Source organism: Nitratiruptor sp. YY08-26 (assembly GCF_016593215.1).
GTDB lineage: Bacteria > Campylobacterota > Campylobacteria > Campylobacterales > Nitratiruptoraceae > Nitratiruptor > Nitratiruptor tergarcus.
The window spans coordinates 1,025,455-1,043,473 of sequence record NZ_AP023063.1; the positions used below are offsets into that span (position 1 = coordinate 1,025,455).

Below are 18,019 nucleotides of genomic sequence, written 5' to 3' on the forward strand. Positions count from 1 at the left end.
AGGTAGTGTATGACTCCAAAAGAGCGGTATAAAAAACTCAAAGAGCATTTAGCAGAAGAAAATCCTCTTCTTGTTGAAGTTATTGATAAATATAGAGAGCTAGATATTGTTGCTAGAAATATTGGCTTTTTAGATAAAAATGAAACATATACTGCATCAATATCTTGGTGGCCTCTTATTGCAATACTCGGTACATTTAGTGCAGGAAAGTCAAGTTTTATAAATGAATACCTTGGTAAAAAGGTGCAAAACACCGGAAATCAAGCAGTAGATGATAAATTTACTGTTATTTGCTATTCTAAAAACGAGGAGATAACGACCCTTCCTGGAGTAGCCCTAGATGCGGATCCCCGTTTTCCTTTTTATAATATCTCGACGCAGATAGAAAAGCTTGATCCAAATGATAAAAATATTAATCGCTACCTCCAACTGAAAGCCGTAAAGAGTGACAAAATCAAAGGAAAAATCCTCATAGATTCTCCTGGATTTGATGCAGATGTGCAAAGAGATGCAATCCTCCGTATTACAAGTCATATAATAGATCTCTCCGATTTAGTGCTTGTCTTTTTTGATGCTCGTCATCCAGAGCCTGGTGCTATGCGTGATACTCTCAATCATCTTGTACAAACAGCTATTACCCATACTGATGCAGATAAAGTTCTCTATATACTCAATCAGATTGATACCTGTGCAAAAGAGGATAATCTTGAAGAGATTATAGGTGCTTGGCAAAGAGCACTGAGTCAAAAAGGAATTGTAAGCGGAAAGTTTTATGCAATCTACAATGAGTCATTAGCACATATAGAAGATCCAGAACTTGCCCAACGGCTTAAAAAGAAAAAGGATAAAGATCTCAGCGCAATAACTGAAAAAATGGAAAAGGTTGTTATCGATAGAGCTTATCGGATAGCAAAAAATATTGAAACACGAGCAAAAGAGATCATTGAGCAGATTGAACCTTTAAAAGAAAAACTCTCGACTTTTAAAATTACAATGCTTGTTGTTGATATAGTTCTTGTAGTAATAGTTGGCGGAATTTCTTATTATCTTGCAAACATAATCGATTTTTCTTACAGTAATTACTTTTTTATTTTCCTATTCTTTCTTATATTTCTTGCAATACATTTCAAATTAAAATCTGCAATATCTTCTTATATGAGTAAGAAAATAGAAAATAGTACAATAAAAAAGGCTTTTATAAAACATACACGCTGGGTAAAACCCTATTTACTTGCAGGTAGCTTTCTCAATAGAAAAAAGATTGAAGAAAAGCTCTCTTCTCTTATTAATGCTTCAAAACACTTCATCCAAAAACTCAATGATCAATACATAAACTTAAAAAAAGAAGAGCATATTACGGAAGCTTGAAAGCTTCTTGCTCTAATAGTTTAATAGTCTCATAGTCATGAAATTCACACAACGTAACATCCTTATGTAAGAATTTTTGGAGATAATAGTAAGCTATCGCAGCTTCACTAAATTTATTAAGTCTCTCTTTGGAAAACTGCTCAAAATCATCATATCTACTTTGCAAAAAATCTTCTATTATTATTCTCAACATAGTTCCAAGATTGCGCAATGGAACAGCCCAAAATATCAATCTTGCAGCCTTTTTTCCTGTAGTATATTCTCCACCTAGATAGAGTCTTACACCTCTTTCAATCTCCCCAAAAAGATTTGTGCGTATGCCCACAAGTCCAATATCAGCCAAAATATGTCTTCCACATCCTTTTAAGCATCCACTATATCCTACTTTAATATTATATTTTTCTAAAAGATCTAACGGTAAATCAGCAGCTTTACTCTTTGTATCAAAAAGCGAGTATATACAATAGCGCTCCCCAGCACAAACCAAAACTGTACTATTTTGTGAGCGATGAGAAAGGAGTTTCTCTTTTTGCGTAAGATGCAAGAAATAGATATTTTGATCTATGCCTATTCTTACTTCATACTTTTGTGCTAAGGTTAGTACTTTTTCAAACTCTTCCCAAGAGATCTCACCAAATTTTGTTTTCCATCGAAAGGCAAACGTATTATCTTTAAGTTGAAAGAAATCTTCAGTATTCTTATATTTTCTTACTAAAGCCTCACCTCTTGTAAGAAAATTATTCTTATAAAACTCTTTTATCTTACTCTTGAAATCTTCTATACCTATTTCTTGTAAGAGATGGTACAACCTCGCTTTAGTACGCGAGCTTCGTAAACCAAACTTTTTGAATGCTTGGATTATTGCACCAAAAATACCCGCTACCTCATGAGGAGGTACGAAAATGTCTGCATCTTGTGCTAATTCACTGTTTTTTCCTCCTAAATAGAGATTGAATCCATACACACCATCTTTTAATGCTAATGCAAAATAGCAATCATTTCCAAAAAATGGTTGAGGAGAGGAAAGATTTCCACTTATCGCTGTATTGAATTTTCTTGGAATCATACCTATAAATTCCTCTTTCTTCAAAAAGAGATCTTGCATCTTTAGAATAAGCGGATAGGCTTCAATAATACTATCCTCCCCTGCTCCATCAAGAGGATGTGTGATGATATTGCGAAAATTATCAGTGAGCGTTTGAAAAGAGGTTACACCTCTTTTTTCTAACTCTTTATGGATTGCGAGGAGTTGAAAAAAATCTAAATCATGGAGCTCTATTTGGGAGCGTGCAGTAAGTAAAATTTTTGGTTTAAACTCTTTTGCACTCTCAAATATTGCATCCAGTTGCGCTTTTGTAATACGCCCTCCTGGTATACGTAGGCGCAGCATAAATTTATCTGGACGCAGTTTAGTATTGTAGATCCCAAAATTTTTTAAATAAAATCTATCTGCTTCAGTGAGGTTTGTTGGATCTAACTTCTCTATTTTTTGATAAAACTCTGCCGGCTTGAGTGAGAGTTTTAGTTTTTCAATTTTATTAAGCTTCATGAATCAACTCTTGTAATTATAATGTATTTTAATTGCTACTCCACATGTAGTACTATCGAATATATTATATAAATTATAATGTAAATTATATAATAAAACTCAATGAGCAATTTATCAATCTAAAAAAAGAAGATTAATTAAATTTATTATAAATTTTTTATTATACAATGTATTAATTTAAAATTTTCAAGGGAGACGGTATGAAAATAGCAAGATTTTTGGTTTTTGCCATTTTCTTTATTTTTACATCCTCAGCTATGGCTGCTACATGGTATGTAAAAACAGATGGAAGTGATACAAACAGTGGAACTTCATGGACTGATGCATTTGCTACTATCCAAAAAGCAATAGACTCTGCCTCAGATGGAGATGAGATATGGGTAGCAAAAGGAACATATACCCTATCCAATACTATAAATGTCAATAAGGCTGTTGGTATTTATGGAGGTTTTAATGGTACAGAAAGCCAAAGAGATCAAAGAGACTGGCAGGCTCACAAAACAATAGTTGATGGAAATAACAGTGCCGTATGTTTTAATATAACTGCTGATGCAACATTGGATGGATTTGATATAACAAAGGGAAAAAACTTTGATGGCGGCGGGATACTTAACAATCATTCCAATCCCACCATCACAAACTGTAACATATATGAGAACACAGCTTATGGTGGAAGTGGCGGCGGGATATATAACAATTATTCCAACCCTACCATCACAAACTGCAATATATATAAGAATACAGCGTATAATTATGGTGGCGGAATATATAATGGTGGTTCCAATCCTACCATTACAAACTGCAACATATATAAGAACACTACTTACAGTGACGGAGGCGGAGGTATATATAATATTTTATCCAGCCCAACCATCACAAACAACAATATATATGACAACACAGCTAGTGGTCAAAGTGGATATGGTGGGGGAATATATAATTATAATTCCAGCCCAACCATCACAAATAACAACATATATAACAACACAGCTGAAGGTAGAGGTGGATATGGTGGGGGGATATACAATCATAATTCCAGTCCTATTATCACAAACTGTATTATTTGGACAAACAACTATGATCAGATATATAATTATGATAATTCAAGCCCAACAATCACCTATTCCGATATCGAGGGAGGCTATACAGGTACAGGAAATATAAACGAAGATCCAAAATTTGTAGATCCAATAAATGGAGATTTTCATCTTCAACCAGATTCTCCTTGTATAAATAAAGGAGATAACAACGCTCCTGCACTTCCTCCAACAGATTTTGAAGGTGATCCAAGAATAATAGGAGGAATTGTTGATATAGGAGCAGATGAGTTTAAAAGTTTGGTTGCTTCTGTTTCTGTACCAGCTATGAATGTATATGGTCTAATCTTGTTTATTATTTTTACAGCGAGCTCATCTTTGTTTTACATAAGAAGAAGATTGAGTTTATAAAATCAAAATACATATATGGCGGATATAAATCATATCCGCCAAAATTTTATATTAGATCTAACAATTTTTTCAATTCTAAAGCATTTTTGATTGCTGCACCGCTTGCGGTATTATCAAAAACAACTACTATATCTGTTACTTTCAATGCCTTCACTCTATCTGCTAAATTTTGTAAAAACCCTTTTGTATATTCACTATAGTAGATCTTTGGAGATCCATGCAATCGAAAATATGCAAACTCATCATATCCACCCGGTTCACTATCGATTACAAATCTTGGAGGATCAGCCGCAACCCTTGCAATTTGTAATTCTTTTAAAAGTTTGTCACTCTTTTTCCAACTCTCATGCCTAGCCTCTAATGCGATATATCCTCCAAACATTTCTCGTAACTTTTCAAAAAAACTCTTTGCAACATTCTCATTAAACTCCAAAGATGGAGGCAGTTGTACTAAGATTGCAAAAAATTTTGATCCCAAATTTTTCAATGTCTTAATATGCTCTTCAAGCCCTTGAGTAGATTGGAGTTTATGAAAATGTGTAAAACTTCTATGGAGCTTAGCGCTAAATTTGAAACTAGGAGGTGTTTGCTCACTCCATTTTTGCAAAGTGGAAGCACGAGGAAGTCTATAAAAAGTCTGGTTTATCTCTGTAATAGTAAATTTTTTTGCATAACGCTCTAAATGTGTCCCCTCACCAGAAAAAAGATGGGCATACACCTTTGGTATGCTCCATCCAGCAGTACCTATGTAAATCATCAGTGTAAAAAGTGTCTCACACCTGTAAAGTAAAGAGCAATTCCATGCTCGTTGGCAGCTTCTATTACCTCATCATCTCTGATACTTCCACCAGGCTCTACAATCGCTTTGATTCCGGCTTTTGCCGCCTCATCCACGCTGTCTCTAAATGGAAAAAAGGCTTCGCTCGCCATTGCTGCACCTTTTACATCAATGCCAAGTTCTTCCACTTTTTTGAGAGCGCATTTTGCCGCATCCACTCTGCTCGTCATACCCATACCAATCGCTACTAATGCTCCATCTTTAACGTATGCTACGCAGTTTGATTTGGTAAGAGCTGCGATTTTGTATGCCATCAAAAGATCTTTTTTATCTTCTACCCCTACTTTGCTCACCTGTTTTGCCTCTAACACCTCATCATCTTTGACAAAGTCGGCTGTTTGATAGACAAAACCACCTTCAATATGTTTGAAATCGTACATATCACCGCTGATTTCAAGTTCTGCTTGTCCAAGATCAAAAAGCTTGATGCGTTTTTTGTTTGCAAATACCTCTTGCGCCTCTTGGGTTATCTTTCCAGCAATCAATACTTCTACGAAAATTTTATTGATCTCTTCAGCTAGCTCTTTTGTCACCACATCATTGACTGCCACTACCCCGCCAAAAGCACTCACTGGATCTGCTTCAAGCGCTTTTTGCCATGAAGTTACGAGATCCTCTTTGAGAGCCGCTCCGCAAGGATTGCCATGTTTGACGATAACTACGCTTCCTTTTCCAAGGCTTACAGCGATCTTGGTTGCTGCATTGATATCTGTGAGGTTATTAAAGCTTGCTTCACCTTTTAGGATATTAAGATTATTGTAAAAGTCTTCAAACTCATATAAAGCTCCCTTTTGATGCGGGTTTTCTCCATAGCGGGTATTGAAAACTCTTTTACCTACGATAAATTGTTTATCTCCAAAACCCTCATGAAACCGCTCATTCATATAGTTTGCTATAGTAGCGTCGTACTGGGCAGTATGTTCATACGCCTTAATCATGAGCTCTCTTCGAAATTCAAGCGTGTTTTTATTCTCCTTCAAAGCCATTAAAACTTTGTCATAATCGTTAGGATCCGTTACGATGATAACGCTTTCAAAATTTTTTGCTGCACTTCGTACCATCGTTGGTCCGCCAATATCGATATTTTCTATAATCTCTTCAAAATTATCTGTACGCTCTATTGTTTCTTTGAATGGGTAGAGATTAACACATACAAGATCTATTGGCTCAATGCCCAGTTTCTTTGCTTCCTCTACATGGTCAGGTTTGTTTCTTCTATAAAGTATTCCTCCATGCACATATGGATTGAGAGTTTTCACTCTTCCTTCAAAACACTCTGGGAAATTTGTAATTTCACTGATTTCTATTACTTCAAGTCCTGCATCTTTTAAAACTCTCCAAGTACCTCCAGTACTGACGATCTCAAATCCAAGATCAATCAATCCTTTTGCAAAATCAACAATCCCCGTTTTATCACTAACACTTAGTAATGCTCGCATGCATACGCCTTTTTTATTTTTATTATAACGATTTCTATCTTACACTACCCTATGAGAGGAGCTTTTAATCAAAATGTAATCTTGACTGAGTATAATTTATTTCATGACGGGTATAAGGCTGCAGTAATGAACGATCCATCTCTCTCTATTCAAATTCCTTATCTTCCAGATGAGCTTGCAGGCCTTCAAGAAATTGCCCTCAATCTTTGGTGGAGTTGGAATGCTAGAGCAAGACATCTTTTTCGTACAATTGATCCCTATTTATGGAAAGAGACTGTTCATAATCCCATTAAACTTCTTCGCCAGCTTACGCAAAAAGATTATGAAAGACTTTTGAAAAATGAGGATTTTTTAAAAGAGTATCACTATGTGTATGCTCTATTCAAACAATATATGCAAGTCTCTGCTCCTCCAATAGGAGAGACTATTGCCTACTTTTGTGCTGAGTATGGGCTCCATCGTTCACTTCCCATCTACTCTGGGGGTCTTGGCTTTTTAGCTGGTGATATTTTAAAAGAAGCAAGCGACATGAATCTGTCAATGGTAGGCATCGGCTTTATGTATCCAGGGGGATATGTGCACCAAGTTATTGGAAGTGATGGATGGCAAAAGGGGGAGAATGAAAGGATAGAAAAAGAGATAGCACCAATAGAAAAGGTTATAGATAAAGATGGCAACCAGCTCATCATCCAAGTTCCGCATATCACACCTGCAGTTTATGTGGCAGTTTGGAAAGTAAATGTTGGAAGAATAAGTTTGTATCTATTAGATACCGATATTGAGCAAAATGATCCATGGGATCGTATGATTAGTTATCGCCTCTACACTTCCGATATGCATCAAAGACTCCGACAGCAGATTGTTTTAGGTGTTGGAGGTCATGCAGTATTGGAAAATCTTGGGATTGATTTTTCTATTTTGCATCTCAATGAAGGGCATCCAGCATTTGCCCTCTTTGAGAGACTGCGTTTTTTTATGGAAAACCAGAATCTCAGTTTTCAAGAATCTGTGCAAAAAGTGAAGCAAACTTCCATATTTACAACGCATACTCCATTGATGGCTGCTACTGACGTGTATCAATTCGATATGGTAGGAAGCTACTTTTTGGCTTTTGCACAAAAACTTGATATCGAACTGCACGATTTACTCTCTTTTGGCATAGATCCAGCCAATCCTACAAATGGATTTAATATGACTGTACTGGCGCTTAAACTTTGTGAATATAAAAATGGGGTGAGTAAAAAACATCAAAAGGTTGCATCACAAATCTGGCAAAAGATTTTAGAAGAAGAAAAATCCAAAATCGAAGCAATTACTAATGGAGTGCATCTGAGTACGTGGCTGGATGGAGATTTAGAAAAAGAGCTTGATAAAACGCTTGGAAGTGAATGGTGTGAATTTCAAGATGATCCTGATATATGGTTTAAGGTAGGTGATATTGATGAACTATTTTTATGGCAGATGCATATGCAAAACAAATATGATATGCTCAATTTCATTAAAGAAAAATGCCGCAAAAAATGGGCTGGAGGCACTATTGATCCTATGGTGCTTTTAGCTGAAGGTATTTTACTCGATCCTGAGGTGCTCACTATAGGTTTTGCAAGAAGAATGACAGAGTATAAACGGCCTGATCTTATTTTATATGATCTTAATAGATTAGAGCAAATTGTCAATAACTCTTCTCGCCCTATTCAAATTATCTTTGCTGGTAAAGCGCATCCAGCAGATATCCCTGGAAAGCAGATTATTCAAAAAATTTTTAGCGTAGCAAAAGATCCGAAATTTCAAGGAAGGATTGCCTTTGTGGAAGATTATGGTGAAGAGCTTGCAAAGTATATGGTCAAAGGGTGTGATGTATGGCTTAACAATCCAAAACTACCTTTGGAAGCATGTGGAACCAGTGGCATGAAAGCCTCTATAAATGGCGTATTGCACTGCTCTACCCGTGATGGTTGGTGGCCAGAGGGGTACAACGGCAAGAACGGCTGGGTGTTTGGAACAGATCCGAGTGATGATGCAAAAGATGCTAACGAGCTATATGACTTACTAGAAAATGAGATAGTTCCACTTTATTATGTTCAAAATGAAAAAGGAATCCCAAAAGGATGGACGAAAATGATGAAAGAGGCTATCAAAAGCGTAGCTCCCTATTTTAGTGCTAGGCGTATGATGAAAGAGTACAAAAACAAATTTTATGAGAGGATAGCCAAAGGATGAAAAGATTAATCCCTGGAAAAAAAGCCCCAAAGGATATTTTGATAGATACAGCAAAATTGGTGAGCGAATATTTTTATATCAAAAAAGATCTTGTCCCAGTAAAATTTGGTACAAGTGGTCACAGGGGGAGCGCCCACAGAAGAAGTTTCAATGAAGAGCATATTTTTGCTATATCTCAGGCAATCTGCAACTACAAAAAAAGAAGCGGTACGCAAGAGATCATCATTGGAATCGACACCCATGCCCTCTCAACTCCTGCGCAAATGAGTGCTTTGCGTGTATTTGCTGCAAATGGCATAGAAGTGATCCATACAGACAAGTTCACCCCTACTCCATTAGTCTCTTTTACAATATTAGAGAAGAACAAAAAAGGTAAAAAATGTGATGGAATTGTCTTGACTCCTTCACACAATCCACCAGAAGATGGAGGATACAAATATAACCCTCCAAACGGAGGACCAGCAGATACAGATGTAACGGCTGTCATAGAAAAAGATGCAAATGCGATCTTGCAAAATGGCTCTTTCAATGCAATCGAGTATGAAGAGGCTTTGGAAAAGGAGCATATTAAAAAAGAGGACTTCATTACTCCTTATGTAGAGTCTTTGGGTGAGATAGTCGATATGGAAGCGATCCAAAAAAGTGGACTTAAGCTCTGTGCCGATGCACTGGGCGGATCGACAATACAAGTATATGAAAAAATTAAAGAGTACTATAATCTCGATATGGATCTTCGTCACAATTACGTAGATTATCGCTTCTCTTTTATGAGTCTTGATCATGATGGCAAGATACGTATGGACTGTTCAAGCCCTTATGCTATGGCCTCTTTGTTAGAGATAAAAGATAGGTATGATGTAGCCTTTGCAAATGACACGGACGGTGATAGACATGGAATCGTTACACCTCTTGGTGGCTTAATGAATCCAAACCACTTTTTAAGCGTTGCTATATGGTATCTTTTTACACACCGCAACTGGCCAAAAGATCTCAAAGTTGGAAAAACGTTTGTCTCAAGCTCCATGATTGACCGCGTGGCAAAATCATTGGGAGTAGAAGTGTATGAGACACCTGTTGGATTTAAATGGTTCGCCAAGGGTCTGTATGAAGGATGGCTTGGATTTGCTGGAGAAGAGAGCGCAGGTGCAAGTTTTTTACGAAAAGATGGGAGTGTTTGGACAACTGATAAAGATGGCATCATCATGGCGCTTTTGGCAGCAGAAATCAAAGCAAAAAGCAAAGATCCAGCCCTCCTCTATCAAGATCTTGAAGAAAAGTTTGGCAAAAGTCACTATGAAAGAATAGATATTCCAGCAGATGAAGAGATCCGATTAAAGATAAAATCGATTGAGCCTCAAAAGCTTGGTCTTAAAGTCTTGGCGGGAGAGAGTATTAAAGATATTTTTACCCAAATTAACGGCATGAGTGTTGGTGGCATAAAAATCGTTACAGAAAATGGATGGATTGCCCTACGGCCATCTGGCACAGAAGATATCTATAAAATCTATGCAGAGAGTTTTCTCTCTCCCAAACATCTTAAACTCCTCCAAGAAGAAGCACAAAATATAGTAAGGAAATTGATATGAATAGTTACCATCTCGACTATCCACTCGAAGTTGATAGTGATATTAAAAACCTCATGGCAAACGCATTTGGTGCATTAGTGCATGAAAAAGAGCAAGGAGTTACAGGTTATTACAACCTCCCTGAAGAGTCTAGGCTCATAGTAGAAGAGATCAAAAAACGAGAGCTTGATCAAAAATTTGACAGAGTAGTAGTCATTGGTATAGGGGGCTCCTCTTTGGGAACTAAGGCAGTCGATCACTTTTTGCGATACAAAAAAGTTCATAGGCCAATCTATTTTTTAGAAAATCCAGATCCAGTAGCAATTCGCCATCAATTTGAGCAGATTCCAAAAGAAAACACTCTCTTTGTCATCGTATCAAAATCAGGTACAACCATTGAGACTATCTCCATCTTTAAAGCGGCTCTTGCTCATTACAAAATCGATCTTGCTAAAGATAATGAGCAGCTAATGGTAATTACAGATATAGACTCACCTCTGCATCTTTTTGCCCAGGAGTATGGAATTGAGAGTTTTGCTATTCCTAAAAATGTAGGTGGGCGTTTTTCTGTTATGAGTGCTGTTGGCATCGTCCCTTTGAGCATTGCTGGATATGATACTCTAGGCTTTTTGGAAGGTGCAAAAGGGATGTTTGAGCGCTTCTTCATGCTTCATGAAGAGCATATATTACAAAAAGCTGCTTTTATCTACAAAAATTGGCAGCAATACAGTATGAATGTACTCTTTTCCTATGCCGATGAGTTGGAAAACTTTAATAAATGGTATGTACAGCTTTGGGGTGAGTCTCTTGGTAAAAAAGATCAAAATGGCAACCCTGTAGGCACTACTCCCATTGCACATATTGGTTCAGTTGATCAACACTCCTTTTTGCAACTTGTGATGGAAGGTCCAAAAGATAAAACCCTTACATTTATCTGCATTGATAATTTCGAAGAAGAGATTGCTATTCCCGATATATCACTACCACACCTTGCAAAAACAGATTTTGTTAATGGTGCTCTATTTAATCGCTTACTCAATGAAGAGTGCAAAGCGACGATGGAAAGTGTCAAGGCACAAGGAGTCCCTACCGATAAAATAGTGCTTCCTTTTATCAATGAAGAAAGTATTGGAGAACTTATGGCTTATTATGAGCTTTTGACCTCCTTGGTTGGTACAATGTTTGGAATCAATACATACAATCAGCCAGGAGTTGAACTTGGCAAACAGATTTTAAAAACAAGGTTTATGCAAAAATGAAACTTCATCACTATCAAATCGATCCACAATATAAAACAAGTATTGCTTATTTTTCTATGGAGTTTGCTATTGATCAAGCATTCAAAACCTATAGCGGGGGGCTTGGTTTTTTGGCAGGTTCACACATGCGAAGTGCCGCAGAACTTCGCCAAAATATTGTTGGTATTGGGATGCTTTGGAGCTATGGGTATTATGATCAAAGTAGATATGAAGATAATACTTTAAAAGTTGAATTTCGCAGGAAGTTTTACTACTTTTTGCAAGAGACAAATATTATTGTTGATGTAATGATTAATGGCAAACCTGTGAAGGTCAAAGCCTATCTGCTACCAGGAGATGTCTTTGGAACAGCTCCAGTCATACTGCTCACTACCGATATTTTTGAAAATGATTATTTAAGTCAAACAATATCCCATAAGCTCTATGATATCAATGAAGAGACAAGAATTGCCCAAGAGATTGTATTGGGAATTGGTGGATTAAAAGTTTTAGAAAAACTGGGATGTAATATTGATATATATCATATGAACGAAGGACACTCACTGCCTTTAGCCTTTGCTCTTTACCAAAGATATAAAAGTATCGATGAAGTTAAAAAGCGTCTAGTTTTCACCACTCATACTCCAGAGATGGCGGGAAATGAGGAGCACAATATTGATTTACTAGCAAGAATGGGATTTTTTGACGGCATGAGTGCTACAGAAGTGCAAAATCTACTTGCTATGCATGATACAAACTTCTCTTTAACTGTAGGAGCTTTGAAACTCTCCAAACGATCTAATGCTGTGTCTAAAATTCATGAAAAAGTCTCCAATCAGATGTGGGCACATGTAAAGGGAAGAAATGAAATTATCAGTATCACTAATGCGCAAGATATGAACTACTGGGCAGACAAGCAACTGCTAAGCTGGATGCAAGAGCATGAAGAGTATCAGCTCATAGGACGTAAAAAGCATCTCAAGCATAAACTCTTTGAAGAGGTAGCAGACCAAACAGGTAAACTCTTTGATCCAGATGTTTGTACACTTGTATGGGCTAGGCGATTTGCTGAGTACAAACGTCCAAAACTACTTGTTCACGATATTGAACGATTTCGAAAGCTTGTACAAAACAGTGAGTACCCTATTCAGATTATATGGGCAGGCAAACCCTATCCATTCGATACCAATGCAATTGAAGCTTTCAATGAACTTGTACTTTTAAGCAAAGAGTTTAAAAATGTAGCTGTTCTCATAGGCTATGAGCTACGACTCTCCAAACTTTTAAAACAAGGAAGTGATCTCTGGCTCAACACTCCAAGATGGGGAAGAGAGGCAAGTGGCACAAGTGGTATGAGTGCCGGTGTCAATGCAAGCATCAATTTCTCTATCGATGATGGATGGATAGCGGAGTTTGCACAAGATGGACAAAACGCTTTTGTCATTCCTCATGCAGAACCAAATCTACCAATAGAGCAGATAGATAGCCAAGACTACGAAACTATGATGAATAAACTCGAATCGACTATCTTACCAATGTATTACAACAATCAAAAAAAGTGGATAGAAATTGCCCAAAATGGCATGAGAGACATTTTGCACAAATTCGATAGCACTAGAATGGCAGATGAGTATTATAAGAAAATGTATACCTACTAAGGAGCTGCAATGATCAAAATACATCCAAAAAGCATCACTTTTATCTTACAAACAGAGGCCAATGAAGTTAAAATCAAAGGGAATTGGAACGGCTGGAAAGCTGAGCCCATGATGCAAAAAGATGGAGTGTTTACAAAGACAAAACGCCTTAAACCCGGGACCTATGAATTCGGATATGAAGTTGATGGTCGGTGGCTCGCCGATGAAACTCTTCCTACAACGCCATCTCCTTATGGAAGTTTGAATTCAGTTTTGAAGGTTGAGCCATGAAAAAGGTCAAAGCGGTCATAATGGCTGGAGGGTTTGGCACAAGAATCCAGCCACTCACCCACTCTATCCCAAAACCAATGCTCCCAGTAGTCAATGTACCTATGATGGAAAATGTCCTCAAACAACTTGTAAAAGTTGGAATCGATGAGGTTGTAATACTCCTCTATTACAAACCAGAAATTATAAAAAACCACTTCAAAGATGGAAGTGATTGGGGCGTCAAAATCCACTATGTTCTGCCCGATGCTGACTATGGAACTGCGGGTGCAGTAGGAATGGCCAGAGAGTATCTTGATACCACATTTATGATTGTAAGTGGTGATTTGGTTACCGATTTTGATTTTCAAAAGATCTTGCACTACCACGAGAAAAGAGAGTCGAAGCTCACTATTACATTAACTTCAGTCGATAATCCCTTACAATTTGGGGTGGTTATCGTCAATGAAGAGGGGAAAATTGAGAAGTTTTTGGAAAAACCAAGCTGGGGAGAGGTCTTTAGCGACACAATAAATACGGGAATTTATGTTATTGAGCCTGAGATTTTAAAATATATCCCAAAAGGGGAGCCTTTTGACTTTGCAAAAGATCTCTTTCCACTTCTCATGCAAGAAGGAATTGACCTTTTAGGCTATACTGCTCATGGATATTGGAGAGATGTTGGCAATCCAGAAAGCTACAGAGAAGTACATCGAGATCTCTTTTTAGAAAAAGTGCATTTTGATATTCCAGGTAAAGTAATTGAGTATCCCGAAGGAACCCTCTATCTCCAAGGCAACAGTGAAATTGATAAAAGCGTTGAGATCATCGATACCGTTGTCATTGGTGATAATGTAAAAATTGGTAAAAACAGTAGACTCCACAATGTAACAATTGGAGATAATGTCACCATTGGTGAAGAGTGTAAACTGAGAAACTCCATCCTTTGGCACGATATCACTATAGGGAAAAAGTGTGTCTTTGATAATGCAGTCATTTGTAATGATAACATCATTGAAGATATGGTTACAGCAAAAGCGGGCGTAATACTCGCTGAAGGGTGCCATGTTGGCAAGTTTGTTACCTTTGATCAAGATGTGACTGTGTGGCCAAATAAAGAGATTGAGCCGGCAGCCATCGTTACGAACAATGTTGTCTGGGGTACGAAATATAAAAACGCTATTTTCCAAGAAGGTATTATTCGAGGTAAAGCAAATATTGAGATCGATTGTGAAATGTCATGTAAAATCGCAGAAGCTTTTGCATCTTTGCTGCCAGAAGGAAGCACAATTGCTATAGGTCGAGATTTTGAAGACTCTTCAAGAATGCTAAAGCGCTCCTTTGATGGAGGTGTTCTAGCAACAGGTGTAAACATTGAAGATCTGCAAGTAATTCCAGCTTCAGTTCTTAGACACTACATACAAAAAAATGATAATATTAATGCTGGTGCATATTTTCGCAAGAGTATTCAAGATCCTACAAGTGTAGAGATACTTCTGTATACCAGCGAAGGGCATAGACTCAATACCGAAACAGCCAAAAAAGTTGAGAAAAACTACTTCAAGCAAGATTTTCGCAAAGTTGATTATAAAGAGATGGGAAGCCTCAATGATGAAGCATCATTGCACAAAAATGCATGTGGACACTATTTGGAAAAGATCAAAGAGCTTATCGATCACAAAATAATTCGAGGCAGTAATTTTCAAGTAGTAATAGATCTAATGTACGGTATTACAAAGGAGATATTTCCTCGAATTCTTTCAGAGCTGCAAATTGAAAATATTTTACTCAACGCCTATTATGATAGATTGAAGTTAGAAAATATTACTCATTACATAAAAGAGTCGCAACATGAAGTTGCCAAGATAGTAACTGCTCTTGAATTTCAATTAGGTGTGCTCATCTATCCTCATGGGCAAAGATTGACACTTATTAGTGATGATGGAGAGATTTTAGACCGAGTTGATGCACTCATAGCAGTACTAAGGCTTATGGATATCGATGCAGCATCAAATGGAAAGAAATATAGAGTATTCTTACCATCATGGGCGCCAGATATGATGGACAGTGATTTTAAATATCTAGAAATTGATAGAGGGAAATATCTCAATTTCAAACGAGAAGATTTTAAACAATATGACTTGATAGCCACTGTAGATGGAAACTTTGCTTTTACAGAGTTTGCATACCATAGAGATGGAATCTATGCAACCCTTAAAATAATGGAACTTCTTAGCCGTCACAACATTTTACTCTCACAAATAGAAAAAGAAGTAAAACACTTTTTCTATAAACGGTGTAAAATCCCTTGCCCTCAACATAAAAAGGGCAAAATGATGAGAAAGTTTATTGAATATGCACACGACAAACCCCATTCAACGCTTGAGGGGGTGAAAATTTGGGAGAACGATACAGACTGGGTTTTGATGATTCCTGATCAATACACTGAAGATCTCAATCTCTTCATTCAAGCAAACAACGAAGAGCAAGGTAAAAAACTGCACGACAGTTATGCAAATCTCATACAAGAGTGGTTGAACGAGTGAATATAGCACTTCTATGGCATATGCACCAACCAGATTATAGGAACGAAAAAGGAGAATTTATTCTCCCTTGGGTCTTTTTGCATGCAATAAAAGACTACTACGATATGCCATATATTGCTTCACAATATAATGTGAAGGTAAGTTTTAATCTCACTCCAATCCTCATTGAGCAATTACAAGAATACATAAATAGAGGGCCTAGCTGCGATAGAATGCTACAACTTCTCCTCAAAAAAACAGAGCAAGTGAGTCAAGAGGAGAGAGAAGCTATCCAAAAATTGTGCCACACACTCCATCCAAAAACGATGGCTTACGGTTTACATGAGCGCTTCTTTTCATTATTTGAAAAAGAGAAGCTGAATAACAAAGAGCTCAATGATCTGGAGGTCTTTTTTCTTTTAAGCTGGTGTGGCAATTATTTAAGAAACAGTGATCCTTTTATCCAGTCACTCCTACAAAAAGATTCATTTTCACAAATTGAAAAAGAACGTCTCTTGCAGACTCTCTTTGCTTTTCTACCTTCTATACTGCCTCTTTATAAATCGTTGCAAGATGCAGGAAAAATCTCTGTTGCAACTACCCCCTACTCCCATCCAATCTTACCACTGCTTCTTGATGTCAATGTAGCAAAAGAGGCAAATCCATCTATTACACTACCGCAAAAGCCACTAAGCCTAAAAGAGGATGCCCTCCTTCATATCCAAAAAGCAAAAGAGATTTATAAAGATATTTTTGGTAAAAACTCCAAAGGTTTTTGGCCGGCTGAAGGTGCAGTAGATGAAAAAAGCGTAGCACTCTATAAACAAGAAGGGATTGAGTGGATAGCAACCGATGAAATGATTTTGCAAAAAAGCGGCGGCAGTGACAAATACTCCCCCTACTCTTTTAATGGAATCAAAATCTTCTTTCGTGACCATGAGCTCAGCGATCTCATAGGATTTGTTTACAAAAACTTTCCAGCCCAAGAGGCAGTCAAAGATTTTGCACAAAGGCTACCTGAAAAAGGAACAATCTTTGTCATTTTAGATGGGGAAAATGCCTGGGAACACTATCCCAAAAACGGCTGGGAGTTTCTCAATGCCTTTTATGAAATGCTTGAGAGCAAAAGCACAATCACTTTCGATGAAGCTACCTCTTTAACATCTAAAACGCTTGATAGACTCTCACCCGGCTCATGGATCTATGGCAATTTTGATACTTGGATCGGAGATGAAGAGAAAAATAGAGCTTGGGAGCTTCTTTTTCAAACAAAAAGAGACACTCTCCATCACTCGCAAGATCCATTTATTCAGCAGCACTTTTTGCTTGCAGAAGCCTCTGACTGGTTTTGGTGGTATGGATATGGCCACTATACAGAGTTTGCACTAGAGTTTGATGCAATATATAGAAATCATCTCATAGCGATCTACAAGCATCTCGGTATTGTACCTCCAACTGATATTACGACACCTATTGTAGGATCGCATGCGATACAAGCTTTCCTCAATGAGCCAAAAGGATATATCTATCCAATTATTGATGGCAAAGTAACATCATTTTTTGAATGGCTTGGAAGTGGATATCTCGATGAGAGAGTCTCTTCGACTATGCAAAGTAGCTTTACGGTTCAAAAGCTCTTTTGGGGTGAAAATGAGAAATCTCTCTTTTTTAGAATAGATGCCGAAGATATAAAGAGTTTAGATTTTCGCATCTTTTTTGATGAGGATGAAGTAGCTATAAAAAGAAGGGCAACAGATTCTATTGCAGAGATTGAAATAGACAAAAGCAGTTGCAACAAAAAATATTTTGAAGTACGTATAGAAGTTTATAAAGATACGAGGCTGCTACAGATTATTCCATCAACGACAAGACTATTTATAAGGATTGATAATGACTACTCTAAAAACTGGTTTGTGTAAGGTACT

12 protein-coding genes are annotated in these 18,019 nt (G+C 37.2%); 9 read left to right on the top strand and 3 right to left on the bottom strand.

The window, feature by feature from the left end:
* Positions 1–9 precede the first annotated feature (9 nt).
* On the top strand, positions 10–1,368 hold the full coding sequence (locus tag JG738_RS05600; RefSeq protein ID WP_201336952.1) for a dynamin family protein: 1,359 nt from the start codon (positions 10–12) through the stop codon (positions 1,366–1,368).
* Here JG738_RS05600 and JG738_RS05605 read toward each other — a convergent pair.
* Positions 1,355–2,917 (bottom strand): hypothetical protein, encoded by a 1,563-nt coding sequence (locus tag JG738_RS05605; protein ID WP_201336953.1) that lies wholly within the window; start codon positions 2,915–2,917, stop codon positions 1,355–1,357. The two genes, JG738_RS05600 and JG738_RS05605, sit on opposite strands and share 14 nt — an antisense overlap.
* Before the next feature lie 200 nt (positions 2,918–3,117).
* Here JG738_RS05605 and JG738_RS05610 point away from each other — a divergent pair, with 200 nt between their 5' ends.
* The gene (locus JG738_RS05610) at positions 3,118–4,365 is read left to right on the top strand and encodes a right-handed parallel beta-helix repeat-containing protein (RefSeq protein ID WP_201336954.1); all 1,248 of its coding nucleotides are present in this window, start codon (positions 3,118–3,120) and stop codon (positions 4,363–4,365) included.
* A gap of 46 nt (positions 4,366–4,411) precedes the next feature.
* On the opposite strand, the gene JG738_RS05615 is transcribed toward JG738_RS05610, so the two are convergent.
* Positions 4,412–5,122 (bottom strand): DUF72 domain-containing protein, encoded by a 711-nt coding sequence (locus JG738_RS05615; RefSeq protein WP_201336955.1) that lies wholly within the window; start codon positions 5,120–5,122, stop codon positions 4,412–4,414.
* Positions 5,122–6,642, bottom strand: coding sequence for a bifunctional phosphoribosylaminoimidazolecarboxamide formyltransferase/IMP cyclohydrolase (purH, locus tag JG738_RS05620; protein WP_201336956.1), 1,521 nt, complete (start codon positions 6,640–6,642; stop codon positions 5,122–5,124). The genes JG738_RS05615 and purH overlap by 1 nt, the downstream gene beginning before the upstream one ends.
* 51 nt (positions 6,643–6,693) lie before the next feature.
* On the opposite strand from purH, the gene glgP (JG738_RS05625) reads away from it, so the two are divergent.
* The 7 genes from glgP (JG738_RS05625) to JG738_RS05655 are packed head-to-tail and all read left to right on the top strand — an operon-like array spanning position 6,694 to position 18,013.
* Positions 6,694–8,862: an alpha-glucan family phosphorylase gene (glgP, locus tag JG738_RS05625; protein WP_236583109.1), complete on the top strand. Its 2,169-nt coding sequence runs from the start codon at positions 6,694–6,696 to the stop codon at positions 8,860–8,862.
* A complete protein-coding gene (locus JG738_RS05630) occupies positions 8,859–10,448 on the top strand; it encodes a phosphoglucomutase (protein ID WP_201336957.1) in 1,590 nt (529 codons plus the stop codon). The genes glgP (JG738_RS05625) and JG738_RS05630 overlap by 4 nt, the downstream gene beginning before the upstream one ends.
* Entirely contained in the window at positions 10,445–11,686 is a 1,242-nt protein-coding gene (locus JG738_RS05635; RefSeq protein ID WP_201336958.1) for a glucose-6-phosphate isomerase, read from the top strand. Before JG738_RS05630 ends, JG738_RS05635 begins: the two co-directional genes overlap by 4 nt.
* Positions 11,683–13,323, top strand: a complete 1,641-nt coding sequence (gene glgP / locus JG738_RS05640; protein ID WP_201336959.1) for an alpha-glucan family phosphorylase — start codon at positions 11,683–11,685, stop codon at positions 13,321–13,323. Before JG738_RS05635 ends, glgP (JG738_RS05640) begins: the two co-directional genes overlap by 4 nt.
* Before the next feature lie 9 nt (positions 13,324–13,332).
* Positions 13,333–13,593, top strand: a complete 261-nt coding sequence (locus tag JG738_RS05645) for a glycogen-binding domain-containing protein (RefSeq protein WP_201336960.1) — start codon at positions 13,333–13,335, stop codon at positions 13,591–13,593.
* Positions 13,590–16,115 carry a sugar phosphate nucleotidyltransferase gene (locus JG738_RS05650; RefSeq protein ID WP_201336961.1) on the top strand — a complete coding sequence of 842 codons (2,526 nt, stop codon included), beginning with the start codon at positions 13,590–13,592 and terminating at the stop codon, positions 16,113–16,115. The genes JG738_RS05645 and JG738_RS05650 overlap by 4 nt, the downstream gene beginning before the upstream one ends.
* A complete protein-coding gene (locus JG738_RS05655; RefSeq protein WP_201336962.1) occupies positions 16,112–18,013 on the top strand; it encodes a glycoside hydrolase family 57 protein in 1,902 nt (633 codons plus the stop codon). Before JG738_RS05650 ends, JG738_RS05655 begins: the two co-directional genes overlap by 4 nt.
* Positions 18,014–18,019 lie beyond the last annotated feature (6 nt).